This window comes from Virgibacillus sp. Bac330 (genome assembly GCF_003667845.1).
GTDB classification, from domain to species: Bacteria; Bacillota; Bacilli; order Bacillales; family Amphibacillaceae; genus Virgibacillus; species Virgibacillus chiguensis.
This window is the reverse complement of the sequence record NZ_CP033048.1, coordinates 1,420,754-1,444,219: the sequence shown is the minus strand read 5'-3', so window position 1 is coordinate 1,444,219 and position 23,466 is coordinate 1,420,754. Positions and strand designations below refer to the sequence as shown.

Here is a 23,466-nt window from a genome sequence, read left to right as displayed (position 1 = left end):
TTCTCTTTAGAAGCCCTTTATTGGTTTGGTTCTTCTCGCAACAGATCAAAAGCCAGTAGGACAAATTCTGATTCCTTATTGCTTTGTTCTTGTTGGAGAAAAGTTTCAATGCCTCGCACGAAATCAAGACTATTAATTTTTTCTTCCGAATAGATTTCATCTTTCTGGTAAGTTCTATTATCTGTATTAATCACGATATATTTCACTAGATAAAAATAGCGTACGTGAGATGGAGAATGAGTCGCTTCATTCTCCTCATTTGTACGCCTTAAGTAACGGTAATCGATGATTTGAATATCTTGTCCTCCCAATATTTCAGGAAGTTTTTGTTCTATTTCTTGCAATTGACCAATGGTATTAATTGGTGTTGTCATTTCCACTTCTGCATTGGCATAACCGTCCTGATGTTTGTAACTAATAAAATACACATAACTATTATCCTCCATGTTCTACCCTACCTTCTTTTAGAATCCAACAACTTGGTTGCTTAACCAAGAAACTAAAGATGTGCCTAGATATACAATTCCAAATCCTATTGCCACATTCACCATCCAACCTGTATACATTTCTTTCTTGTTCGGGTCTTTTGCCGTTGTCCATAGCAACCCAATAACTACTAAAATCAATCCTGCCAATACCGGAGCTACAGGTTTAATACTATCGGCAACATTTCCAAACGTACTAATAACGGATTCCATATGCTATTCTTCCTCCCTTGCTAGTTCAGCGATTTCCTTTTGATTTGATAGATTGAAATTTAAAATGATTTCCTGGTGCTTTTCATGCAGCCATTCAAAGTAAGAAACCCCTTCTGCCTCCAAAATTTCTTTAGCCAATGTTTCAAATTCCTTATATCCTTGAGGCTTTGTTACGGTTCGCTTACTCTTTCTTTTTGGCCTAGACTTAGCTTGTTGTTGCACCGTTTCTTGTTTTTCTGTTTGTTCCAACGTTGTCACCTCCAAAAAATAAAGAGAGAATGACTGACATTCCCTCCTACTTCGGCATTCCTTCCCCACCAAAAACGTTATCTACCATCGTATTAAAACCACTACCGATCTTCTCGATCATTGGGTCTAACACGCCCGTTGATAACGCTACAAAACTACCAAATATTATTAATACAACAATGATTAATGTAATCGTCGCTTTATAGACACTCATGTGCTCACCTCCTTCTTTTTGTATTCACATACATTATCTGGTTACTTCGGCATTCCTTCACCGCCAAAAACGTTATCTACCATTGTATTAAAACCACTACCGATTTTCTCGATCATTGGGTCTAACACACCTGTTGATAAAGCTACAAAACTACCAAATAGGATTAATGCAACAATGATCAATGTGATCGTCGCTTTATAGACACTCATGCGCTCACCTCCTACTCATCTCCTGTTGTAGTATTAAAAGGTGGGAATTATAGGAGTCGAACCTATTTACAGCCACTATTCCCAAAGAAAAAGCCACATGACTGATTCATGTGACCGAATATAAAAGTATATTTATTGTTCCAACCCTTGCTCTTGTTCCTTTTCTTTTGCTCGGATTTTCTCTGCCATTGCATCATGTGATTGCACAAGTTTTTCTAAGTCTTTTCGACTGACCGTAATCATGGCTTGTTCTTCGCCGAATAAATCCAAATCATCTTTAATTCGTTTTACATAATCAGCCAAGCTGTTCACCTCCTTCTTTGTGCAAAGAAAAAAGCCACACAACATATAGTTATGTGACTTCGGTTCCTAACTTCGCAAATTTCGTATCATATTTTATTTTCATTAGGAACTTGTTTTCATTTTTAAAAAAATCGTGTATAATATAGATAGATATTCATATAATAAAAATACCGCTAGTGCTGGTAACACTAACGGTACGCAATAGATAAGTTCCCTACAAGGGAGATCGACAATTAAAGGTAATTACAGAATAATCCACCCTAAATGAGTCGCAAGCTCAAGGGTGGATTTATTTTTTTTGGTTAAATGACAGTACCGCAACGATCAGACTAGAAAACGCTACAGTGAACATAAGAGTTTCAAAAACTGTCATACAGCCACCCCCCTTCTATTGGGAGTGTGCCGACCACCCTTGAGAAATCTTATACTATTGCTTCCTCAAGTATAGCATAATTAGTAGTGAATCTTCATAGCATTAGGAACATTTTTTGCTTCCTGTTGATATTGATGCTTTATCTTCGCCATTTCATAAAGAACAGCGATGCGAAAATCAACCACTTTTATAAAATCACCACCATCCCAAAATGTTAATCTTTCATTCGTATGAGCATTTATCCAATATTCACCATCAGTTGATATATGTTCAAACAGTTGCTCTATTTCATATGAATCGACTTCTATATATCCTGATTTTTGTACAATGCCAGAAGCAATAGAATGATTACCACTTGTTATATAGCAAAGATCTATTTCCTTAAAGTAAGATCCCATATGGTTATTACTATGGAAAATAAACCCTTTTTTAGCAATATTAATAATCGCATCTCTCATTCTAGGACGCTTCCAAGGAATTGCTATTGTTACAACCTCATCTAAATTCACCCGTTCTTTCCCAGCGGATTCCAGTCTCCGTCTTTCTCCCTTACTGTCTATGTACGTTAGAGGAATAAAAGCCTCCCTCAACAGATTAGTTATTTTCCCTTCTTCTTTATAATACACTTCGCTTAACAAATCGACTTGAATGTCTCGTTTTACAATACTTGAAAGAAAATGAAGTAATTGTAGCTTTTCTTCCAATTCGTTTCGTTCTCCTAGCCATCCATGTACAAGAGATAAAAAGCTCTCATATTCATCACGGGGAGCAATTAATATGCGTTCATCAATAATTCTCTGCTTTTTTTCTTTTTTCAAGAAAAATAGCGAATACCTCCCTATATCAAGGTTAACAAAGTTATTTTTCATATTTATCATCCTTTTTCTACTTTTTCCAATATAGGAATGAGATTGAAATAAAATCTAGGTTGCATCACATAGTCTGCATCCTCAATCATCATATGATTTAGCCTATCCACTACTTTTTTATAATTTTTTTGTTGGATTTCTTCTGCTAAACCTACTAAGTAAGGTACATATCCAAGATGCAAAATCCTATCCGATTTATACTTTTTATCCATATCCATCTTTTTCAAACAATGCATAAAGTCTATAATTAAATTTTCAGCATCAGCTTCATCCTTTGCGTTCAACATATCAATTAATTCTGTTGCAATTTTATCTCCCAAAGTTTCACCACCGTTTCATTCCTTATTACTAAAAAAGCGCTTATCCCTTAAAGAGATAAACGCCTCTATTTAAAATCCTCCTATTGCCTTTTTCACCTTATCTACAAAGTCTCGATCTACGGAACCTGTGTAATCTTTCATCTGGTCGTGTCTTTTTTCGTTGCTTTACAATACCTTATTCGACCAAATTTTGTATGATCATCAAGTATTGTGATATAAACTTCATTAACAACATCTATCGTTTGTTCAACTTTTTGGCTCTTCGCTAAATACGATGAAATAGCATAAAACACAGTTTAATAGCTTCTATAAAATCTATGAAAAAACCAAATCAAAACCGGACAAGGGAACGGATTTAATTGCTTCGCTCCACAATCACCACCTGATACAAGTCCAATTAAGCAACATCTTATTCGATGTATAATTTTCTTTCTAGGTGGTATCCTAAGTATTGGACAAGGGAACGGGTTTGGTTGCGAGCGACACATGACTCCATACTGATACCTGTTCTTTTTATTTGATGGAAAAGTCTAGTTTCCCAGCAAGAAGATACACCATAGCTACAATATTTTTATCAGACCGGTACCCTCTTGCCTTTCGTTTAGCCGTCTGGAACAAGCTGTTAATACCCTCTAAAATACCATTATTTAATTGCGATTGAAACCATTGAACTACACCATCAAAATGCTTTTTTAACGTCTTTGCCAGCTTTATCATTGGTTCTAGTCGAGATCGTAATCCCCATTGTATCCAGTCTTCCAATACCATAGGAGCGATGGGAGCAGGGTATTGATAAATTTCTTGCAAACAAAGTCGCATACGATAAGCTTTGGCAGTATCTAATTCTGTATCTTTCAGTTTATCCAGCATGGCTTTTTGTTTCTTCGTTAAATTTTCTTCATTTTTCAACCAAGCATAACGGGTATTTTTGAGCTCAGCACATGTCTTACGCTCGTTGCGACGAACTTCGTCTACAGCTTTGTTAGCCTCTTGAATCACATGAAATTTATCAAAAGTGATAGAGGCTTCCGGAAAATAGTCAGAGGCGCCTTTAATAAAAGCAGGTGACATATCCATGCAGACTTCTGTTATATTTTTCGCATGACCACCTTGTTCTTCTAGGCGTTCTTTACACGTTTTCCATGTAGCAGCATCTTTTCCTTTGGCAACATGAATGACATTCTTTTTATCTGAGTCCACAAATATAGTAATATATTGGTGCCCGCGCTTTGATGACGTTTCATCCGTATTAATCTTAGTAACATGAGAAAGGTCTTGATGAGCCATAGCTTGATCTACATAATGATGTAATATTCGCCATAAACGTGTATCGTGCTCCCCCACTAAGCGACTTACTGCATTCATTGGCATGTCTTTAACAAGCATCATAATCCACGCATCAAATAGCTTTGTAAAAGAAGCTCGTGGTTTTATAGCCCAAGGGATAGAAACACGACGCTTTTTTCCGCAGTTTTCACAATCTGTACGTGGGTGTTCTGCATGAATATAGCATGGGTATTCTAAAAAGTTTAAATGACGCCATGTCCGGTTGTAATCAGCAATATCAAAAAAACGTTGATTTTTAGCCCCGCACTCCGAACATGAAAATAAAGCATCTCTATCTACTTTTAAATAGACATCTAGCTGTTGCTTTATTTCATCAAATATACAGACATGGATATACCAAGGTTCTGGAATATGGAACACATTTTCAATATCCTTAATTTCTATTAACATATGAAAACCACCTAACATTTTATTTTGATAGTTTTCAGTATGTCCAACCTTATTTCATTTTAATCAGCGAAGGGGCAACTTTTTTAATTGCATTCATCGGACTCCACGCTTTTATGGGTACAATTTCTTTTTCGCCATTTTCCCATGTAATTTCTGCTAAATACTCTTTAATCCCCAAAAAGGATTTTAACTTTTTTATCATCCTTTCACCTCTTGAAATAACAAACTTTATAGTTGCTATATATATTTAGCTGCTTACGGCATATAGTCTATTATTTGAATTCCAACAAGAAAATCCGCACAGTTCTCTATATCCATCAGAAATGTGTCACCATCTGGATAGTAGAATATAATTTCTCCAACTTCTCTATAGGATAGTTCCTTATCTTCTTCATCATAAAACGAAACATGTTTTCTCGTTAATATATGCCTCACAGGAACACTGAATCCACAATCAAACTCCGTATCCATTACATTACCACCTGAAACATTACCCCCCATTTCCGAAACTACCTGAGCAAAAGCGTTTTCGTATTGAAACGTATAGAGCACTGTGTGTTTCTGATCAATATTACTCGCTTCTATCGGGTTATAAAACTGCATTAATTTTTGCATTTATTCTCAGCCCTCCTAAAAAAAGCGCTTATCTCATAAAGAGATAAACGTCTCTATTTAAAATCCTTCTATTACCTTTTTTACCTTATCTACAAAGTCTCGATCTACTAAACGGAACCTGTGCAACCTTTCATCTGGTCTTTCTTTCAGTAGTTCCACTATTTTCTGTTTATCCTCATGTTTTATCGTAATTGTGTTTACATCACTAGATTTAAAATTTCTAACTCTGGGATCTGGTTGCTCTATAAACCATGCTTCATCATGTCCGCTACCAAATAGATAGTGTTCAAATGAGAATTGTTGCCCATATTGCCAAGTAATATCGTTTAACCCAACATTCTCTAGCACAATTTTATTTGTATATATCTTGTTCGGCTTCAGTTTGGACTCAGGCGAAATTGGGATATAATACCGTTGCAACTTTTGCTTATCGGATACTTTATTACCATTCAAATAGAGAATGTCGTCTCGATATGCATGTTTTGTTTGTCGCAAATAATCCTGTTCTAGCTTCTTTATCGCTAAAGGGATTACTTTATCATCTATTGGTTTATCTTCTCCATACAACAAATGCCTGTTTAGTTGATAAGCAACAGGGTAACCTGAAATAAAGCCTGTATGCTTTGCAACAAAAAAGTAATCACTAATGAAATCAATTTCGTAACTTCTTTTACCAGCTCGAACGCCTTTATCCTGCATTTCATCTTGTTGTAAGAAGAAAGCATAGTCTCCCAATGATTCATACTTCGTGTGATTTGTGAAATCTTCTTGTAAGCTTTTATCTATATCCACAGGGAAATAGTGACCGTTGATAAGCCCTTTTTGTGATACATTGAAATTCTTCTTTTCATGCTCATTGGATGGAAGTTCCAATGTATACTCCAATCGATCTGGTGTAACTGGAAGGGCAGTTTGTGTTTTTAGTTTATTTTTAGCCTTCATACGATCAGTTAGCTTTTTAAACCGTTCCCGATAAACTTCACTTTTTCGCTTGTTGTCTGCAAAAGAATCACTTCGTCCAATGATTGGAGCTTCTTTTATTATATCCTCTACCGCATCTTTTTTAATGGTTTCCCCATATCGATGGTCTAATTTCAGAGATACGGCTTCTTTCTCACCTTGAAGGGTCTCAGATAGCTTGAATTTTTTTCCTTTATCCCAAACAGGTGTGTATTTATCAAATTCCCATTTAAAACAATGAGAGCCTTGTTTTTCTACACATTTGTAATTTCCTCTATACGTATTCGTGTACTCATATGCAAAATTGTATTTCAAAGTTTTATCTTTCACACTTTTTGCATCAGCTAGTAGAGCAATTGGATCTTCCTTCTCTTCTTTTTCATAACCAGGTAATACCAAAGAATGCTTCATGTTTCTAATCGCATAATGCTTGCCACTAGGTGTGAAATTCATTTCTGCATACACTTGGCTAGGCTGGTTATCTTTTAAACGGCGTAGCTCCCAAAAGGCTTTTCCATCGACCTTGCCATCAGTTGTTTTCGGCATCTCAACATCTTTAGATGGATCAGGTAGATCAGCTTTATAATAAAATCTAATCGTTTGATCGTGTTTTACAACTTCATTAAACATCTGACCTTCAGGAGTCGCTATATATGGGTTTCCATCTTTATCTTTAAAGTACCCATTTTTCTTAGGGTAGAAGGAATATTTCTTATTGGCTCTTACTACTTCTTTTTCTTCTTTTAATAAATTTTGCGTCGTAGCATCTATATGTTGAATACGAAGATGTGCATGTGTCTTTTCTAATGATAATGTAGCTATAGTGCCGTTAAAATCCCAATATGTTGAAGCCGTCCAACGGTTTTGAAAAGTTGGTTTGTATAAAGGCGGTTTATAAGATCCAACACCCTTTTGATCATCTTTAACACGATACCAATTCGCTACACCTTCTGATTCATTAAAGCCTGTTGTCGTATAAGTTTTCCCAGGGACAAAATAACCAAGAGTCCAGCCGTTCCCACCACCACGTGGTGACTTCCTCTTTATAGCATTATCTACCGTCATGGTGAGCTTGTCGCTATCCACGCCACTCTGCATCGTTACTTTGCCTTGACTCCCCCACTGGTAAGATTTCGTTTCATATGGCAGGATCAATTCATCATACACAACTTGATTTTCTACACGCTTGATCAGGTACATTTCCCATTCTTTATCGTAACTTTGCCCTTGAAACAAATCTTCTAGTGGAATATAAGCCCGAAATTGCGTATATTGATAATCCATATTACAACTGCTACTTAAATTCTTATCGGCTTTTTTCTTAAATGCGTTTTTTTCACATGTTTTTAAGGACGCATCTCGCAAATCAGGATTCGCATTTGTGTTTCCTAGCATTCTCGTTTTGTAGATACGTTTCTCTGTTGGGTTGTTTTTATTAATTAGTCCAATGTAAGTAGCCTGATTATTTTTTGTATGATGATGATAACCAAAATTAACTGACCAACCATCAAAAGTGAAATATGGTTTTCCTCCACTATTTACAACTCTCCACGATCTTTTTTTGCTTTGATTTGTAGCACCAGAATAAATATCATAAATCAACTTTTCTCCTCTAAATTCACTATAAATAAGTGGGTCTTTACCAGCTCTAATGATCCCTGGTTTGTATTTACCATTATCCCACATGTTTTTCACCGTATGATGAACATCACTAGCATCTTGATACGGTCTATATCCCTCCGACCACATCTCTCCTCCATCGGGTATCGATTGTGCATGAATAGGTTCATTAAAAAACACGCAGGCAGTAAAAATAGAAAAAAGCACGAAAGCAAGCATTTTATTCAATTGTAATCTCCCCAACAATTAACCCCTCCTTATTTTTACAAAGCAAAAAGCGCTCCATTTCACACATGAAGCGCTCCTCACAACGTATATGGACATTTGTTTGATACTAATAATGTAACACGGATTTTAGCTAAAATCGTACAAAAAAAGTATAAAAAAAGTATGCCAAAAGTATTCGAAAAGTACACGAAAAGTATTTACCCAAAAAGTTTTCATTTTGTGTCAAATTCAGGTATAATTATAGATAGAAAGACATACAATAAAAAAGACCGTCTGGTGCTGTGACACCAAACGGTATAGCGTATAGCCCTTCAAGGGGGCAGCTCACAATATAAAAAGACTAAAATAATCACTTCCACATGCTTGCTGGGCGCTATGGGTGGTTATTTTTTTTGATGAAACGACAGTACCGCAACAATAAGTGAAGAAAAAGCGACGGAAAACATTAACGTCTCAAACACTGTCACAAACTCACCCCCTTTCTTGTTAAAGGGGTAAGCCACCACCCATGAAAGCCTTATACACTTAGGGATATTATAACATTGTAGGTATGGAAATCTACTAAATTTTTGACTAATCAAATATAACTTATAGAAAAAGTGCTATTATGATAAAAAGAGAGCTCGTTTTAAGCTCTCTTTTTATCTATGAAACTTCTTTTTTTCTTCTAAGTAGAAATGAACCGATACCGATAAGTAGTACTGTTGTACCTACTAATATGATATTAAAAGAATTAGTAGCCGTGTTCGGTAACATCTTTCCTTCTTTTTTCTCTGAAATAGCAGGCTTTGACGTATTATCTTTACCTACTGTATTTGTAGAAGTGACATCCGTATTGCCTGGTTGTTCTGGCGATTCTGGTGTTTCCTCTTCATTTCCTAGTTGCTCAGGCGATTCTGGTGTTTCCTCTTCGTTACCTGGTTGTTGTGAACCTGTTGGTTGTCCATCATTATCACCTGGTTGTTGTGGGTCTGTTGGCTGTCCATCATCGTCACCTGGTTGTTGTGGATCTGTTGGTTGTCCATTATCGTCACCTGGTTGTTGTGGATCTTTTGGTTGTCCATTATCGTCACCTGGTTGTTGTGGATCTGTTGGTTGTCCATCATCGTCACCTGGTTGTTGTGGATCTGTTGGCTGTCCATTATCGTCACCTGGTTGTTGTGGATCTGTTGGTTGTCCATCATCGTCACCTGGTTGTTGTGGATCTGTTGGTTGTCCATTATCGTCACCTGGTTGTTGTGGATCTGTTGGTTGTCCATTATCGTCACCTGGTTGTTGTGGATCTGTTGGCTGTCCATTATCGTCACCTGGTTGTTGTGGATCTGTTGGCTGTCCATTATCGTCACCTGGTTGTTGTGGATCTGTTGGCTGTCCATTATCGTCACCTGGTTGTTGTGGATCTGTTGGCTGTCCATTATCGTCACCTGGTTGTTGTGGATCTGTTGGCTGTCCATTATCGTCACCTGGTTGTTGTGGATCTGTTGGCTGTCCATTATCGTCACCTGGTTGTTGTGGATCTGTTGGCTGTCCATTATCGTCACCTGGTTGTTGTGGATCTGTTGGTTGTTCTTCCTTAAGAGGAATAACAGTTACTTTCACCGTTTCACCTATGGAAAGAGGGACAATCTCCCCGTTTACTACTGATGTAGTATTTGACCCCATAAGACGAGCTTGCTCCCCGTCCCAATAACCACTCACTTCTGAAAAATCACATCCAGGTGTTGGAAATGCCCTATTGAACCAATCATGCTTGTTAGCATCTATTGTAATAGAGCAACTCGCTTCTTCTGCATGGGCATTAGGAACGAATATATTACTTATGGCTAAACCTAATGCAGCTACAGTTACTATTGATTTTTTCATTTCTACTCCCCCTAAAATTAAAAATATTTTTATAATAAACTCTAGGCTACTAACATAATATGTAAATTATTAGTTAATAGTCAAGAGATTTATCTCCTTTTTTAAAATCTTCTAAGACTACTCATTGACTTTTTTCTTACGCTTATAAACAATAATGCCCGTTATTGTACCTACAACAATTAAAGCCATGATAGCTATTAATAAAACTTTAGTATTTCCTGGTTCTTTTTCCGTTTCACTTGAAACTTTGCCTTTATTATCTATCACTTTCTCGACGTCTTTACTATCATTTTTGTCCTTATTGTCCTTATCTTTCTTACTAGATTCTTCAGGCTTTTTATTTGCTTCTTTTCCTATTTTTTGAGCTGTTTCCTTTGAAACTTCTTTTTCTACTGTTCTGCCTTTATCGTCTTTGTATGTAGCGATATATTTACCGTTCTTTTGAGTAACTACAGGATCTTTTCCTTTAATTTCGCTAAATCTTAGCTTATTATTACTATTTTCTCTTTCACTACTTCTAGGTTCGGCACTTGAAGCAAACTTGTTTTTCCCCTGGTTTTTTGGCTGAGTTTTTGACGAAGAAGCCGTTTCTTCTTTTTTAGGCTTAGCTTTCTCTACTTTTTTATTAGGTTTGGTAGGGCTTTGTTTTTTCTCTTGTTTTGGTTGAGACTCCTGTCTTGGCTTGGATTTTGGTTTTGGATCTGGTTTAGGCTTTGCCGGCTTGACTTCTGTTTTTGGTGTCGGTTTTGGCTTAGGCTTTGGTTTAGGTTTAGGCTTCGGTTTCGGAGTTGGTTTTGGCTTTGCAGGCGGAATAACAGTTACTTTTACCGTTTCTCCTACAGAAAGCGGAACGACCTCCCCATTTACTACCGATGTAGTATTTGACCCCATAAGACGAGCTTGCTCCCCGTCCCAATAACCACTCACTTCTGAAAAATCACATCCTGACGTTGGAAATGCCCTATTAAACCAATCGTGTTTGTTAGCATCTATTGTGATGGAGCAACTTCTATCTGCGTAGCTTATACTCGGTGCAAACAACATGTTTCCCATTAAAAATAACGCTGTTATAATCAAAGTAAATTTCTTCATTTTTACTCCCCTTTTAGGTTACTTTTAGAGACTATCACTCAAATCAGAAGTGAGAAAATCGGTCATAAAGTCGGTATGCAACAGCAAATTTATACCTTGCAAAAGAAGTATACCTATGAAAGCAAAAGTCAATAGACCTAATGAAACGAACCAAATTGTCTTGATAAAATTTATAATCATTTTTAACCACCCCTTGAAAACATTAAGAAAATTAAACAATTTGTTTCTTACATCGTCTAATTCAAGCAAAGTTTAAAGCGCATTTTTAGATTTCATGAATTATTCAATTAAAATTCATGACCAAACAATGCTCTTCCTAGCTCTTCTAATGCTTTTTTCTTCATTTGATAATATTTGGCTCGTGAAATATTCAATTTTGGATAAATAACCTCATCTTCATATGTCTGTCCATCTCCCCGCCTCTGCAAATATTTCAATCGAATTAACTTGCTGTAATCTCTTGGCAAATTATTCACTTCTGTTTCTAACGTGTCTATCCACTCTGCAGCTTCAATAGACTTTAAAGCATAATTTTCTATTTTGCTTACAAATTCATTCGTCTTACTTTTTGGCATATCTGATATTGTAGCTGTAATACTTGGTACATGTGTTTTCTTAGACATCGATTTCATTCTAAAGTATCGGTTAAGCCAATACTTTTCAACATAGTCAATGAAGAATTGTTGTTCATCTTTAAACAACTGATCTAACTCTTCTTCTGTTAGGATTTTATTTAATTTTTCATAATAGAGGTTAAAAGCTAACTGCATATAAATCCCCTTTACATAGAATCTATTTTCTGCTCAAGCAATTTTTTGGAGCAAATGTCGCACAGAAACTTCTTTTCTCCCACAACTTTCTTGCATTCTACACATCTACCATTCTTCATCTATTTCCCCTCCAATAACTGTTCTTTAATGGCCATTACTCTCCCTAGTAAATATTGCTGCTCTGGGTATGGTAAATTATCTAGACCAAACGCAACATCATGCTCTAGACCCAACACAAGACAGTATGCAGCATTTACAGCTTGATTTCTATTTACTACTACATTATCTGTTTTTCTAAAACTTTTTTTGTTAAATTGTAGCTTCAACAACTTTAACCCACCTTTTTCCATCACTTTAATTGGATTTACTATATAGATCTCTAAACTTCTGCTCCTTTACAAGGATGCTCCTAATAAAATACTAAGGAAAAGCAAGACACCTAATGCAACTACATCGATATAGAAATTTCTTGGTTCCAACATATTTCACCTACTACCTTTTCAACTATCTTCTCCATGCTCTTGTCTCCACTTTTTTATCCGAGCTTCTGCAAAACTTCTTCCTGACCAGTGGTTTAGCTCTTCTAAGAAAAACGGTTCACTACACCTCGGACAATTTGGCAACATCTTTTTTCCACGGTACTGTTTTTCTAGGTTTCGAATCGTGATAAGCCAAGGTTTGTAGTTTTGTATTTGCTTTCGTTGCTTTAATAAAAGATCGATTTGTTCGTTCACGCGTTCCCAATGTAACGCCATTTCTCTCATCGCTTCAAATGGATCAATTATTGCTCCGCAGCTACTGCAATGGACTCTCCTATTCGTTGTATCCAAAACATATTTCTTTTTCTGGCATCTACAAGCCTTCGTAATTCCTCTGTTTATCCGTACCTGATCCATATGGACAACTTTATCTGGTAAATCGTTCATCGAAAGCCTCACCCTTCTTAACTTCTCGTTTTTTTAATAATTAAATCAAGCTTGAAGTTGGATACTTTCTGCACAAATTAATTAAATAACCTCAAAAATTATCGTAGGAAAAATAATAAGCGTAAGACAAAGCATAATAAACGTCCCCATACTAAATAAAGTAATTCTATGAGCAACCTCTTTATGTTTCTTATTAAAAGCAAGTATTCCTGCAAAACAATTCGCTACAAGTAAAATAAAAGAACGAAACTCCAATCAGTAAGTCGTGTATTAAACCAGTAGCAATCGAAAACCCATTCAACGACCAGTACATAATTACTGCACACAGAACAAAAATAAACAATAAACGAAGATATTTCATATCTTTATTAGTCATTTTTTACCTCCCGCATTTACATTTCGTAAATCAATTGGAATTTGAGTATCTCGATGATCCATAACCATCCTTCTTGCTTGAAACCAAGAGCAATTGTATGACTGTTGAACAGCCGTCACGTACCTTCTCCAGACTTCTTTTTCCTCTTTAAAAGCTTTAGAATTTTTGTTTTTTGTTGACTCTAATGGAGATACAACATGTTGAGGTATAACTTCTCTATTTTGATCAAACAAACTTAATTGTTGCATATAATCTCTCCTCACTTTTTTTGATTTAAAATGGTCAATATTTACCTTGCAACTGTTTGCATAAAGTGAATTTCGTAGCTTTGCCTCCTAGCCACGGAAATCTATAAAATGCATTAAGCATTCTCTATTAATCCAGAATTCTCATAGATGTTTCCAATGATTTTGCAACGTGATATTATCAATTTATCTAAGTATTCAAACTTAAAATTTCCGTTTAATACATAACATGCTAAAAAGGCAGCATATTCAGGATGATAAACGATTCTTGCTCTAATTCCATTAGGATCTTCAAGTACGTCCCCACCATATATTTCCTCATCGTTTTTATCATTCAACCCAATGTATTGATCACTAGAAACTAACTCATGTTCATTAGAAAAGACTATAGATAAATCTTTTAAAGGTTTCCTTTCGATTTGAGCTAAAAAGTAATGGACAACATGTATATTTCCAGTAGGTTTGTGTTTCATGATATACCTAATTTTTTGTTTCCACACAGCTCTTTTCTCGATTATATTTGTCAGACATACTTTATCAGTCATTCTGATTCTCCTTTCAATGCAATAGCCAACATTATTGGCAATCTGTTTGAGAGAGTTTCATGTCATTCCTCACCCTCCAATGTTTCATCAGCTATTTCAAAATATTTTCTGTCTATCACCAAGTCTTTGGACATTTCTCTTATTTTTTTTAAAGCTTGTTTCTGTTGTTTGTTTACTTCTTTAAATAACTCGGCCGTTTTGACTGTTATATTGTGTATGTTTCTTAGTGCTAGGTAATCATTTTCTAGTGCTTCTATACGTTCAGCTTGTTGCTTAATCAGATCATTAGCAACATCTTGGAAGTACTCGGCATTAATTTTTAATTTATGTTTTCTTGTCATTTTGAACCTCTCCCCTCTAAGCTAAGGTCAGAACGGTAAATCGTCATCCGTAACATCTATCGCCTCCCCACTACTTCCAAACGAGCTGTTAAAATTATTTTCTTGCCCTCTTGAGGCGTTTTCATGGTGATTTGGTGTATTTCTATCAGAATTGCTATTTTTGCTTTCTATGAATTGAACACTTCCTGCTAATACTTCAGTAACAAAAACGGTTTTTTTGTCTTTATCTTCGTATCGACGAGTTTGAATGCGCCCATCTACTCCAATCATGCTTCCTTTATGCATATAATTCGCCAGGTTTTCCGCTGCTCTTCGCCAAACGACGCAGTTAATAAAATCAGCTTCACGGTTGCCCTGTTGATTGGAAAATGGGCGGTTAACAGCTAAGGTAAAATTAGCTACTGCCACTCCATTTGGTGTATAGCGTAAATCAGGATCCTTTGTTAACCTTCCTACAAGCACAACACGATTAATAGTCATTCTAATACCTCCTAATTTTTGGGCGATCTATTTTTTAACGCTCCTGCTTTTGCTGTTTAAACCATTCGGGGATTACTTCATTCGATTTCCCTTCTTCCAGCCAATCGTAGTAAACAGTGTCTGGCTGATTTGCGTTACGTGATCTTGTCGATAATTCATTAAGCAAAACGTTGTAGATGGTTTTGTAAATATAACCGTCCCCATTTTCCACCGTCTGCTGTTGCTCTATTTGCCTAATTGCTCTGCTAAAAGCATTGATTAACTGATACTCCAGTTCGGGCTCTTGCTCTAGCCAAATAACAAAGCCTACTTCTTTTTCAACTCGTTTTTTAGCAATCAAAATAATTTCATAATATTTTTGAGCTTGGTTCATATCTGCGGAAAAAGCTTTTAACATATTTGCAAGGTTTTCAGGCACACGATCACTATTTTCATAGAACCCTTTTTCCATGTAAGCTTTTTTCAGTTGTTCTTTTTCCTTAGTTGTTGAATTAATTTCATGTGTAATATTTTCATCGTAATTTTTAGTATCTATATTTGTATCTAGTGTATCTAAATAATTATTAGTTAATTTATTAACTGTACATTTTGGACTGTCCAAAATGTACAATCCAAATTTGGACTGTGCGTTTTGTACAGTCGAAGAATCGCTATCATGACGCGCTTCTTCCTCATAACCCCTATTTTCTTCCTGTTGGGTAGATAATTTTCCATCCCAAATACTGCAACCTTCCATTTTTTCAATTTCCTTGATATCATCTTCTTGAAATTTCTCTTGGGAAACATAATAAATATACTCAAACGTTCTTCCAGTTCTTTTTCTTAGTTGAACTATGTAATTATTCTCAACAAGTTGGTTCCATGCTTTCTCCACAGAACGGCGACCGTTTTTTCCATAGAATTTGTATAGTGCCGTTTTTTTAATTTCCCAGGAATCTGGCATAGATATAAGGTTTGCAAGTAAGCCAATAGCTTCTAAGCTCAAATTATCCGTATCCTGCAACATCTCTCTATTTAAAGATTCATAGCCTTTACGTCTATATTTTTTAATGTTTCCGCCAGCCATTTGTTACACCTCACATACTCTCTCATAACACTTGTCTAAAGTGGAATAGCATTCATGAATCTCTTCTGAAGTAAGCTCGTACAAATTGAACTTTGTATACGTAATACATACCTCTCCACATTGAAGACTTTCTCCAACTTGTAAACGTTCTATCTTTTGGTAAAGTGGATCAGTATACGCACCTAGGTATTCGTATAAATGCACCTGTTGCACTTTCAACACCACCTTATTAAATCTTTGCTATTATTCGTAAAATTTTTGGTTTATAATGAACAGTAAGTACCTTATCTCTTTAATCAGCCAATCTTCTCTTGTCTATTTTTTGTCTTTGTAAGTAGAATTTCATGTAAAATATAATAAGCCTTTTGCTCAGCCAAACGGAAATTCGGCCCTTTGATTACCTTGACTTTAACTTTTGACATTTAATCACCTCCCGATAACTTTTTTTATTTGCATTAGGCTCGTCATCAAATAGCTCAGTCATTGGAACATCAAGAGCTTTTGATAAACGTCTATAAACATGGATGGAAGGTATAGCTTTTCCGGTTTCAATTTCACTTAGATATGCTTGAGCAATTTCTGCTTTTTCAGCTAGTTGAATTTGATTAACCCCTTGTGCCAGCCGTGCTTTTTTTATTTTAGTCATCGTTGACAACCCCCTTCAATTATCATTATATCGTTATTAGCGATATTGTCAATGAAAATATAGTTATTTACGATAAAAATAACCTATTACCTCTTTTTTTATATCACTGACAGCTATATAATCTTAAGTAGGTGATGAATATGAATATTGGAAAACGTATTAGAGAATTAAGACAAGCAAATAATCTTAAAGTTGTGGAACTTGCTAAAAAATCCCACATATCACAACCTTATTTAAGTGATATTGAAAAAGGGAGAACCACACCATCTTTAGATAAATTAACTTCCATTTGTGAAGCATTAAATATTTCTCTTGGAGAATTTTTTGAACAACCATCAGATCTTCCAAGCGATCTTCTTCAATTCCTTGAAGCTGCTAAGAGTTTGACCAAGGAAGAGCGTCAAGCTGTTATACATATGATTAAAACTCTGAAAGGATAAGCTTTAATCAAGCTTGGTGGGCGTCTACTGCTCACCTCGTAAATGGTTAAATACATTACTAGCTCACTTCCTAATTGATTTTCCTTATTGGTAATTTCTTATTTTCTAAGAAAAAATCTTTAAAAAAATAACCAGGATCAACTGAGAGGCCTTTGCACATAGTCTCGTATTCACCAACTGTTAATGGAGAATTTCCATTTATCAAGCGATAAAATCTTTGAACATCAATACCTGACTTTTCAGCAACAAAATTAAACTTGAGGCCATTTGTTTCAATATAACATTTAATACGTTTGTGCATTTCCATATCAACCCCCTCCTTTTTTCTTAGTTTCTAAGATGTTTACAAATACATATTAATTCTTATTTTTTAAGAAGTCAAGTTTAATTCAAAGTTTCTAAGAAAAAAATTCCTTATTTCCAGGAAACTGTTATTATAATTCTTAGAAAGTAGGTGTTTAAATGTCCACCCTGGGCGAACGATTACGAAAAGCAAGAGAAAAAAAAGGATTAAAACAAATACAAGTAAAACAAAAAACCAATATAAATAACAAAACATTAAGTGGTTACGAGAATGACGTTAGTGAGCCAGACGCTAATACTTTAGCAGTTCTTGCAGATTTATATGAAGTATCTTACAAATGGTTACTCACAGGGAAAGGAAAAATGATGGAAAACGAAGACACCCACGTACCACTTACTGAAAAAGACGAAAAAGACATTGCTAAACGAATGGAAAAATTAAAAAAAGACTTAATGAATGGCACAGATAGCGACGGATTAAGTTACTTAGGCGAGCCTCTAAGTAAGGAAGCAATGGAATCACTACTAGATGCACTGGAGTATGCTGAAAGACAAGCAACTAGAATAAACAAAAAATACACTCCCCAAAAATATAAAGATAAAAAATAATTTAGAAGGAGAAAGGCATTTTATGTCTTGGATTAAAACAATTGTAGATAAATTAGTTCAAGCGCACGGTACAAACGATCCTTTTGATATTGCATCGGCGCTGGACATTCATGTCTATAAAAAAGAATTACATAGTGAAATTATGGGTTTTTATAAATACATAAGAAGAAACAAGTTTATATTCATAAATAGTAACTTAGATTTTGAAGAACAACGTTTTACCTGTGCTCACGAACTAGGTCACTCACAATTACATCCTAGACTAAACACTCCTTTTTTGAGAAACAAGACATTGTATTCTCTCGATAAAATAGAACGAGAAGCAAATACGTTTGCTGTTGAAATGCTCATGCATGAAACAGATTTACTTCAATTCCAAAATCAGACCTTAACGTTATATGAAGCCGCTAAAATATATGGTATTCCACAAGAAATAATCCATTTGAAATTTTTTTAGAATTTTAATAGGTATAAAGACATTGGTCTTTTTCACTGTTTTTTTTGCCAGCAAGTACTTTAGTCCTTATTTGAAACACATATTACGATCTTCCCTTTTGTTATAAAGAATGAAATATTAATGCACTTACGGGCATTAAAGAAAATAAAGAAAGATGTTTCGCTGCATGACCCAATTGGTCAAGATAAAGAAGGAAATGAAATTAGTCTTATTGATATCTTAGAAGCTGAAAATCAAAATATTATCGAATTTATCCAATTGAACATGGAAATTGAAAAAATGGAAGACTATTTTGCGATTTTAGATAAACGTGAACGAGAAGTGATTGTTTATCGGTACGGATTAAACGATGAAAAAGAACTAACACAACGAGAAATTGCCAGAAAATTGAACATATCTAGAAGTTACGTTTCTCGAATTGAAAAACGAGCTTTAATGAAAGTATTTCATGAATACTACAGAAAAGAACATAGAGGTAAAAGGGATAAAAAAGAAAGCTAACGTTTTAGCTTTCTTTTTTTGTGTGAGTTAGTCCCCAAATCCTACCCTTGCCGCAAACTTATAACATAGAGTATGAAGCTAGCAATCATCAAACAAATAACTAAGAAAAGAGAAGAAACCCAACTGAGGTAAAGATATCACGGTAAAGCACGAACCGATGATGACTTAGCTTAAGCGATTCGTAAATTCGCCTAGTTTACTAGACGCCGGAGCCGAAAAGTGGCTTATTCGGTTATTGGTATTATACACGAGCCACTGACTTTATACTTTCTTAAAAAAGGCTATTTATCATTTATTTAGGAAGTATTGTTAATCATCTTCATAGATAGTGGCTCGCGCTCTTGGTAACCATGGTGGTTTCTTATCTAACAAAAAATTTGTTGCTTACCTTGAAATGAACCATCGCATACTCGTAGCTTGCACGAATAGTGTATGAAATTATAAAGAAATATCACTTTTATGAAAATATATAATTTTTATAAAAAATAGTATATAATACGTATCAACCTCTGTTATGAAAAAGATGATTTCTTCCTCTACTTGTAGCTATTATAGTTGCGATTTGTGAATTATTTTGTAAAAACTTAAACATGAAGAAAGAAGGTTAAAGCGAAATGGATATATTCATATTTATTTTTTTAATTATATTTATGCTACATAATTTAGAAGAGATTATAATGGTTGAAAGATGGATGAAAAAAACATATCCACGGGTAAAACATAAAGTACCTCCATTTATGCAAAAAGAATTAGATGATTTTAAGGATATAACAGCTGCACAATTTGCAATTGTAGTTTTTGGGGTGTCGATACTTGCATCTATCTTGCTTTTAATATCATTAACAAATGAACAATATTATTTGTTTTTAGGGATTAGTTTGGCTTTCGCTATTAATATCTTTTCTCATCCGTTACAATCGCTTTTATTATGGTGTTACACTCCAGGAGTAATTACAAGTATATTTCTAATAATCCCTTATTATATTTTACTCTTTAACCATCTCTACGCAACAGACATGGTTAACTTAAACATGTTTTTAGGTGCGTTAGTAGTAGTAACTTTATTTATACTAGTATTTCTTTTTAGCCAAAAAATCGGAAAAAAAATGAGAGGAATCCTATAAAATCTAACTGTCCACTAAGATTCTTTTCTGTTCTGAAACATAGCTTTTCATCCTAAAAAACAAATCGTCTATAAAAAGAACGTAAATTTTAATTTCAAACGTATGTCCACACCATTTAACGGCTTTGGAAATATATTTAAGTAAGGAGTGTGATAACATGAAAACTGCTATTGTAAGGCTTGTTGCACTAAGCTTTTTATTGCTTAACCAAGCTTTAATCACCTTTGGCTATCAGCCCTTACCATTTAACGAGGAAGAAATTTATGAAATTGTTTCTACAATAGCTACTACATTAATGGCCATATATGCATGGTGGAAAAATAATAATGTTACCAAAAAAGCGCAAGAAAATGAAAAATTCCTAAAAGAAAATGGAATGAAATAATATTTATATGTACGAATAGGATGATGAAGGTAGCACGATTAACAAAGGAGGATTGCTACCTTCATCATCCTTCTTTTATGTACTAACGAAATATTGAAATAGTTCTCTACTGACTACAGTTTGTAAAAAACCGCTTGACAGAAATATTTAACAAGTTTTTTTAATAAACACTGTACTACGCACTAACTCAGCTCCATGTATTTTTATGACTAAAGCTTAAAACCTGAAAATGCTACCCTTTTCCAAAGTGCAAAAAACGCTAAGCATTTATTGCATTAGCGTTCATCTAGCTTTCTTTTTATTTGACGTTGTTGATATGCCAGCCAAAATCCAGCACTTAATGAAACGAGTGTTAAACCAATAAGAACAATACCATCTTCAGAAGGTCTCAAATACGTATTAATGATAGCACCTAAAAATAAATACATAGATAAGATTAATAACGCACCTATAAACCGTTGGTAATCTATATATTTATATTTCAATCTCTGTTTATTATCCATTAACATTACCTCCTAGTTCTATGATTATCCTAACATAAATTACGTATTTCATAGGGAGGTAATTATTGGAATAAACAAATTTGCCAATGTTTCTTACTTGTATTGCAAAATTTTAGTTTGATTGTATAAACTTCATGATGATATTAGCAGCATTTGTGGCTGCAGTATTTAAAAAGGCGTCGAAAGAAATTGAGGATTCTTTTCCAGCAATATCAGAAAGCGCACGTATAATAACAAATGGTGTAGCATATTGGTAACATACTTGTGCTATCGCAGCTGCCTCCATTTCTGCAGCTATCATAGTAGGAAACTTTTCACGAACAAATGTAACACGTTCTCTATCACTCATAAACGAATCACCAGTCGCAATAATTCCCTTTTCATATGAGATGTCTAGATCTGTCAATACATTTACTACTTTTGCGACTAAGTTGACATCTGCATCATACATTGCAGGCATTTGCGGCACTTGGCCGTAAGCGTAATCGAATGCGGTTGCGTCTACATCATGATGGACAACTTGTGTCGAGATAACTACATCTCCTATGTTTAAATCTGTAGCAAATCCTCCTGCAGATCCAGTGTTAATAATGTAGTTTGGAGCAAATCGTTCATGCAGGATGGTTGTTGCCATCGCAGCATTCACTTTACCAATACCGGATTGAAGCAAAACAACCTCTTTATCATATAATTGCCCTTCAATAAATAAACAGTTTGCTACTTCTAACTCTTTTTTAATATACATTGCATCTTTTAAGAAAGCAATTTCTTCATCCATTGCTCCAATAATTCCTATTGTCATCCAAATACCTCCAAATCTATCTGTTAATAATTACACTTTTTAATTGTTCTACCTTTGTTGGTTTCCAGCCTTGTTCTTCTACCCAAATTAAATACACACGGTAAATCTGTGTATTATCTTCTGTAGAAACTGTTGCTTCTACTTTTTCCGGACTTCCACCATTTCCTACCCAATGTGTAACCATGCTATTTTTATCTAAACCCGTTACCTGCGTAACAGCAGTCTCGATTTCTTTTCTATCTTGAGAACCTTCATTATAGTTTGTTGTATGCGTTCCTTTTTGTTCTGTTCCAATTGGCTTCCAATCACCTGTAAAAGCTTTCACGACATTATCATCTGACGATTCAACTTGTTCTGTTTCCACTGAACTATTATCTTCAGCTTGTTCTTCCTCTTTTATATTATCTTGTTCATCTTTTTCATTATCAGAAGACTGGGTGTTGTCCTCATCATCTTCTACTCTAGTAAATTGATCGTTGTTATCTCCTTCCTTACTATCTTCTGTACCGTTATCTTCTGCTTCTGCCTGTTCATTGGAAGTATCTTTATTCTCTTCTGAGGATTCATCGCCACCGCCAAACATCCAAACTCCCAACAGAATGAGGACTAAAACAGCACCTATAATAAGAAAAATTGATATAGATTTAGTATTTTTTCTTCGTTTTTCAAATTTATCTACACGGGAAACTCTATCAAAATCACCCATTATCTCAACCCTCCCATAATTACCCTACTATCATACCATATTTAGTATAAGAATTAATATGCTTAGCATATAACAATTTATGTACTAACTACAAATTTGCCTTTTGTATTAAGCAAAACCTTGCTTATGTGAAATAATTGTTTTTTGTATTAAAGGATCGACTCCCAAACTTTTTTCATAAAAGTGAGTCAATCCATAAGAGCCCTTATAGTTGTTGAGCGTAAAAAGATAGTGAACGCTTTGGCTCACTATCTTTTTACTTACTTATTCAACTTCGATAATCTTTACAAATATTTCTCCACCAGGAGTAGCTACAGAAACTTCTGAACCAACTTCTTTTCCGATTAAACTCTGTGCCATTGGGGAATCATTAGAGATTTTACCTTCAAATGGATCAGCTTCAGCACTTCCAACAATGGTGTATGTTTCTGTATCACCATCAGGAAGTTCTTGGAACGTCACAGATTTACCTAAAGAAACAATGTGTGGGTTTTGATTATCATTTTCTATAATAACTGCATTACGAATCATTTTTTCCACTTGTGCAATTCGAGATTCCACAAAAGCTTGTTCGTCTTTTGCAGAATCATACTCTGAATTCTCGGAAAGATCACCGAAGTCTCGAGCCACTTTTATACGTTCAACCACTTCTTGACGGCGTTCTGTTTTTAGATAATGCAATTCTTGTTCTAATTTCTCTTTCCCCTCTTGAGTCATATAATAGCTTTTTTCTACAGTCATTCTAACCACTCCTTCTTCTTCCTTCAATATATCGTCGTCATACTAATGTAATTTGACATGTTTCTTTTTAGGCTATGCTCAAAACTTTAGTTCTATATTCTCACTTTAAGTACAATTACAACATTGTACATGTTGTTTACTACTTTTTAA

At 34.9% G+C, this 23,466-nt stretch carries 36 protein-coding genes and 1 pseudogene; 6 read left to right on the top strand and 31 right to left on the bottom strand.

What is annotated here, in order from left to right; translation table 11 throughout:
• Positions 1 to 17: 17 nt before the first annotated feature.
• From D9780_RS06640 to D9780_RS06545, 26 genes are all read right to left on the bottom strand, one after another.
• Positions 18 to 446 (bottom strand): hypothetical protein, encoded by a 429-nt coding sequence (locus D9780_RS06640; RefSeq protein ID WP_121639680.1) that lies wholly within the window; start codon positions 444 to 446, stop codon positions 18 to 20.
• A gap of 18 nt (positions 447 to 464) precedes the next feature.
• Positions 465 to 698 (bottom strand): pilin, encoded by a 234-nt coding sequence (locus D9780_RS06635; RefSeq protein WP_121639679.1) that lies wholly within the window; start codon positions 696 to 698, stop codon positions 465 to 467.
• A 3-nt stretch (positions 699 to 701) separates the two neighbouring features.
• The gene (locus D9780_RS06630) at positions 702 to 947 is read right to left on the bottom strand and encodes a hypothetical protein (protein WP_258871884.1); all 246 of its coding nucleotides are present in this window, start codon (positions 945 to 947) and stop codon (positions 702 to 704) included.
• A gap of 46 nt (positions 948 to 993) precedes the next feature.
• The gene (locus tag D9780_RS21075) at positions 994 to 1,161 is read right to left on the bottom strand and encodes a hypothetical protein (RefSeq protein ID WP_162985820.1); all 168 of its coding nucleotides are present in this window, start codon (positions 1,159 to 1,161) and stop codon (positions 994 to 996) included.
• A 41-nt stretch (positions 1,162 to 1,202) separates the two neighbouring features.
• Positions 1,203 to 1,370 (bottom strand): hypothetical protein, encoded by a 168-nt coding sequence (locus D9780_RS21070; RefSeq protein ID WP_162985795.1) that lies wholly within the window; start codon positions 1,368 to 1,370, stop codon positions 1,203 to 1,205.
• Positions 1,371 to 1,502: 132 nt separating this feature from the next.
• Complete coding sequence (locus D9780_RS21065) at positions 1,503 to 1,673, bottom strand: hypothetical protein (protein WP_162985819.1); 171 nt, start codon at positions 1,671 to 1,673, stop codon at positions 1,503 to 1,505.
• A gap of 289 nt (positions 1,674 to 1,962) precedes the next feature.
• Entirely contained in the window at positions 1,963 to 2,025 is a 63-nt protein-coding gene (locus D9780_RS21630; protein ID WP_371413734.1) for a hypothetical protein, read from the bottom strand.
• A gap of 101 nt (positions 2,026 to 2,126) precedes the next feature.
• Positions 2,127 to 2,915 carry a DUF6710 family protein gene (locus D9780_RS06625; protein WP_121639678.1) on the bottom strand — a complete coding sequence of 263 codons (789 nt, stop codon included), beginning with the start codon at positions 2,913 to 2,915 and terminating at the stop codon, positions 2,127 to 2,129.
• A gap of 5 nt (positions 2,916 to 2,920) precedes the next feature.
• The gene (locus tag D9780_RS06620) at positions 2,921 to 3,235 is read right to left on the bottom strand and encodes a hypothetical protein (protein WP_121639677.1); all 315 of its coding nucleotides are present in this window, start codon (positions 3,233 to 3,235) and stop codon (positions 2,921 to 2,923) included.
• A gap of 513 nt (positions 3,236 to 3,748) precedes the next feature.
• Positions 3,749 to 4,972 (bottom strand): ISL3 family transposase, encoded by a 1,224-nt coding sequence (locus tag D9780_RS06615; RefSeq protein WP_121638963.1) that lies wholly within the window; start codon positions 4,970 to 4,972, stop codon positions 3,749 to 3,751.
• A gap of 49 nt (positions 4,973 to 5,021) precedes the next feature.
• Positions 5,022 to 5,174 (bottom strand): hypothetical protein, encoded by a 153-nt coding sequence (locus D9780_RS21060; RefSeq protein ID WP_162985818.1) that lies wholly within the window; start codon positions 5,172 to 5,174, stop codon positions 5,022 to 5,024.
• A gap of 53 nt (positions 5,175 to 5,227) precedes the next feature.
• A complete protein-coding gene (locus D9780_RS06610; protein ID WP_121639676.1) occupies positions 5,228 to 5,587 on the bottom strand; it encodes a hypothetical protein in 360 nt (119 codons plus the stop codon).
• A 57-nt stretch (positions 5,588 to 5,644) separates the two neighbouring features.
• Positions 5,645 to 8,410, bottom strand: coding sequence for a hypothetical protein (locus tag D9780_RS06605; RefSeq protein WP_121639675.1), 2,766 nt, complete (start codon positions 8,408 to 8,410; stop codon positions 5,645 to 5,647).
• 630 nt (positions 8,411 to 9,040) lie between these two features.
• The gene (locus D9780_RS06600) at positions 9,041 to 10,258 is read right to left on the bottom strand and encodes an LPXTG cell wall anchor domain-containing protein (protein ID WP_121639674.1); all 1,218 of its coding nucleotides are present in this window, start codon (positions 10,256 to 10,258) and stop codon (positions 9,041 to 9,043) included.
• A gap of 117 nt (positions 10,259 to 10,375) precedes the next feature.
• Positions 10,376 to 11,350 carry a hypothetical protein gene (locus D9780_RS21055; protein WP_162985817.1) on the bottom strand — a complete coding sequence of 325 codons (975 nt, stop codon included), beginning with the start codon at positions 11,348 to 11,350 and terminating at the stop codon, positions 10,376 to 10,378.
• Positions 11,351 to 11,637: 287 nt separating this feature from the next.
• Positions 11,638 to 12,120 (bottom strand): ArpU family phage packaging/lysis transcriptional regulator, encoded by a 483-nt coding sequence (locus D9780_RS06590; RefSeq protein WP_121639672.1) that lies wholly within the window; start codon positions 12,118 to 12,120, stop codon positions 11,638 to 11,640.
• Between the two features lie 119 nt (positions 12,121 to 12,239).
• Positions 12,240 to 12,449 carry a hypothetical protein gene (locus D9780_RS06585; RefSeq protein WP_121639671.1) on the bottom strand — a complete coding sequence of 70 codons (210 nt, stop codon included), beginning with the start codon at positions 12,447 to 12,449 and terminating at the stop codon, positions 12,240 to 12,242.
• A 171-nt stretch (positions 12,450 to 12,620) separates the two neighbouring features.
• A complete protein-coding gene (locus D9780_RS06580) occupies positions 12,621 to 13,046 on the bottom strand; it encodes a hypothetical protein (protein WP_121639524.1) in 426 nt (141 codons plus the stop codon).
• 193 nt (positions 13,047 to 13,239) lie between these two features.
• Positions 13,240 to 13,422: a hypothetical protein gene (locus D9780_RS21050; protein ID WP_162985816.1), complete on the bottom strand. Its 183-nt coding sequence runs from the start codon at positions 13,420 to 13,422 to the stop codon at positions 13,240 to 13,242.
• Positions 13,419 to 13,670: a hypothetical protein gene (locus tag D9780_RS06575; RefSeq protein ID WP_121639523.1), complete on the bottom strand. Its 252-nt coding sequence runs from the start codon at positions 13,668 to 13,670 to the stop codon at positions 13,419 to 13,421. The genes D9780_RS21050 and D9780_RS06575 overlap by 4 nt, the downstream gene beginning before the upstream one ends.
• A gap of 113 nt (positions 13,671 to 13,783) precedes the next feature.
• Positions 13,784 to 14,212: a YopX family protein gene (locus tag D9780_RS06570; RefSeq protein WP_121639670.1), complete on the bottom strand. Its 429-nt coding sequence runs from the start codon at positions 14,210 to 14,212 to the stop codon at positions 13,784 to 13,786.
• Between the two features lie 62 nt (positions 14,213 to 14,274).
• Positions 14,275 to 14,553 carry a hypothetical protein gene (locus D9780_RS06565; RefSeq protein ID WP_121639669.1) on the bottom strand — a complete coding sequence of 93 codons (279 nt, stop codon included), beginning with the start codon at positions 14,551 to 14,553 and terminating at the stop codon, positions 14,275 to 14,277.
• A 27-nt stretch (positions 14,554 to 14,580) separates the two neighbouring features.
• The gene (ssb, locus tag D9780_RS06560; protein ID WP_121639668.1) at positions 14,581 to 15,033 is read right to left on the bottom strand and encodes a single-stranded DNA-binding protein; all 453 of its coding nucleotides are present in this window, start codon (positions 15,031 to 15,033) and stop codon (positions 14,581 to 14,583) included.
• Between the two features lie 34 nt (positions 15,034 to 15,067).
• Entirely contained in the window at positions 15,068 to 16,099 is a 1,032-nt protein-coding gene (locus tag D9780_RS06555; RefSeq protein WP_121639667.1) for a hypothetical protein, read from the bottom strand.
• 3 nt (positions 16,100 to 16,102) lie between these two features.
• Positions 16,103 to 16,312, bottom strand: a complete 210-nt coding sequence (locus D9780_RS06550; protein ID WP_121639518.1) for a hypothetical protein — start codon at positions 16,310 to 16,312, stop codon at positions 16,103 to 16,105.
• Positions 16,313 to 16,496: 184 nt separating this feature from the next.
• Complete coding sequence (locus D9780_RS06545) at positions 16,497 to 16,745, bottom strand: helix-turn-helix domain-containing protein (RefSeq protein WP_121639666.1); 249 nt, start codon at positions 16,743 to 16,745, stop codon at positions 16,497 to 16,499.
• Positions 16,746 to 16,885: 140 nt separating this feature from the next.
• Between D9780_RS06545 and D9780_RS06540 the strand changes: the two genes are divergently transcribed.
• Positions 16,886 to 17,185, top strand: a complete 300-nt coding sequence (locus tag D9780_RS06540; protein ID WP_162985815.1) for a helix-turn-helix domain-containing protein — start codon at positions 16,886 to 16,888, stop codon at positions 17,183 to 17,185.
• 70 nt (positions 17,186 to 17,255) lie between these two features.
• Here D9780_RS06540 and D9780_RS06535 read toward each other — a convergent pair whose 3' ends face one another.
• Positions 17,256 to 17,492, bottom strand: coding sequence for a helix-turn-helix domain-containing protein (locus D9780_RS06535; protein WP_121639664.1), 237 nt, complete (start codon positions 17,490 to 17,492; stop codon positions 17,256 to 17,258).
• A 155-nt stretch (positions 17,493 to 17,647) separates the two neighbouring features.
• On the opposite strand from D9780_RS06535, the gene D9780_RS06530 reads away from it, so the two are divergent.
• The 5 genes and pseudogenes from D9780_RS06530 to D9780_RS06510 all read left to right on the top strand — a co-directional run bounded on the left by D9780_RS06530 (position 17,648) and on the right by D9780_RS06510 (position 20,564).
• The gene (locus D9780_RS06530; protein WP_121639663.1) at positions 17,648 to 18,097 is read left to right on the top strand and encodes a helix-turn-helix domain-containing protein; all 450 of its coding nucleotides are present in this window, start codon (positions 17,648 to 17,650) and stop codon (positions 18,095 to 18,097) included.
• A 22-nt stretch (positions 18,098 to 18,119) separates the two neighbouring features.
• The gene (locus tag D9780_RS06525; RefSeq protein WP_121639662.1) at positions 18,120 to 18,554 is read left to right on the top strand and encodes an ImmA/IrrE family metallo-endopeptidase; all 435 of its coding nucleotides are present in this window, start codon (positions 18,120 to 18,122) and stop codon (positions 18,552 to 18,554) included.
• 102 nt (positions 18,555 to 18,656) lie between these two features.
• Positions 18,657 to 19,055: pseudogene (locus D9780_RS06520) on the top strand (sigma-70 family RNA polymerase sigma factor); the annotation flags it as partial.
• A gap of 677 nt (positions 19,056 to 19,732) precedes the next feature.
• Positions 19,733 to 20,179, top strand: a complete 447-nt coding sequence (locus D9780_RS06515; RefSeq protein WP_240458790.1) for an HXXEE domain-containing protein — start codon at positions 19,733 to 19,735, stop codon at positions 20,177 to 20,179.
• Between the two features lie 157 nt (positions 20,180 to 20,336).
• Positions 20,337 to 20,564, top strand: coding sequence for a phage holin (locus tag D9780_RS06510; RefSeq protein ID WP_073004555.1), 228 nt, complete (start codon positions 20,337 to 20,339; stop codon positions 20,562 to 20,564).
• Between the two features lie 275 nt (positions 20,565 to 20,839).
• Here the strand turns inward: D9780_RS06510 and D9780_RS06505 are convergent, their stop codons facing one another.
• The 4 genes from D9780_RS06505 to greA all read right to left on the bottom strand — a co-directional run bounded on the left by D9780_RS06505 (position 20,840) and on the right by greA (position 23,316).
• Complete coding sequence (locus tag D9780_RS06505; RefSeq protein WP_073004556.1) at positions 20,840 to 21,067, bottom strand: YrhC family protein; 228 nt, start codon at positions 21,065 to 21,067, stop codon at positions 20,840 to 20,842.
• Positions 21,068 to 21,179: 112 nt separating this feature from the next.
• Positions 21,180 to 21,869: a 5'-methylthioadenosine/S-adenosylhomocysteine nucleosidase gene (gene mtnN, locus D9780_RS06500; RefSeq protein ID WP_073004558.1), complete on the bottom strand. Its 690-nt coding sequence runs from the start codon at positions 21,867 to 21,869 to the stop codon at positions 21,180 to 21,182.
• A 16-nt stretch (positions 21,870 to 21,885) separates the two neighbouring features.
• Entirely contained in the window at positions 21,886 to 22,575 is a 690-nt protein-coding gene (locus tag D9780_RS06495; RefSeq protein WP_121639660.1) for a YrrS family protein, read from the bottom strand.
• Positions 22,576 to 22,839: 264 nt separating this feature from the next.
• Complete coding sequence (greA, locus tag D9780_RS06490; RefSeq protein WP_073004561.1) at positions 22,840 to 23,316, bottom strand: transcription elongation factor GreA; 477 nt, start codon at positions 23,314 to 23,316, stop codon at positions 22,840 to 22,842.
• Positions 23,317 to 23,466 lie beyond the last annotated feature (150 nt).